1 protein-coding gene is annotated in these 718 nt (G+C 74.0%); it reads right to left on the reverse strand.

All coding sequences use genetic code 11. From position 1 onward, the window contains the following. Positions 1–196: 196 nt before the first annotated feature. A partial coding sequence (locus GVN67_RS29110; protein WP_160000776.1) for an invasion associated locus B family protein occupies positions 197–718 on the reverse strand: 522 nt, incomplete at its 5' end.

Genomic DNA, 718 nt, shown 5'->3' on the forward strand with positions numbered 1-718 from the left:
CGCCCGCCCGGTCCGCCTGCTCGCCGAGCAGGCCGACCGCAAGATCGCCGAGGCTTTGCGCGACGGCGTGCCGCTGTCGGAGGGCACGGTCCGGGCGCTGCGCAGCTGGGCGGACCGGCTGGGGGTGGGGGCCGGGGTGCTGGACTGAACGGCGCGACGCCGCCGGCCGCCACCGGCGGCCGGCGAAGCGGAAGAATTACTTCGCGAGCTCCTGGGCGCGCTTCAGCGCCGAGGTGAAGCCGTTCAGCGAGACGTTGAAGGTCACCGCCTCGCCGCTGCCCAGGTTCTCGGCGCTCACCTTCAGCACGTTGCCGCGCTGCAGGGCGCGGCTGCCGGCGGCGTCGAGGTTCAGCGGCGCCAGGCAGCCGGCCTCGATGCAGGTGTTGAAGGCGCGGACCGGGCCGAAGGGCTGGTCGTCCAGCGCCAGGGTGTTGCCGGCATCCAGCCGCAGGCCGAAGGGCATCAGCAGCATGCCGTTCAGCTCGTCATTCGGCATGGTGCGCACTTCCATGGTGAAGACGCGGCGGCCGGTCTGGTTGTTGCCCTGGCTCTGCGAGATGGCGCAGACCTTGCGGCCGTCCTGCCCGCCGCAATTGACCATCCAGTCGCCATGCTCCTCGTTCACCGAGCGGGCGCCGCCGGGGAAGGTCACCGGGGCGGCGGCCGGCGCCGTCGGCTGGGCGCCGCCCGGGGCTGCCGGCGTGGCGGCGCCCAGCCG

This window comes from Roseomonas sp. 18066 (genome assembly GCF_902706185.1).
In the GTDB taxonomy this organism is placed as follows: Bacteria; Pseudomonadota; Alphaproteobacteria; order Acetobacterales; family Acetobacteraceae; genus Pseudoroseomonas.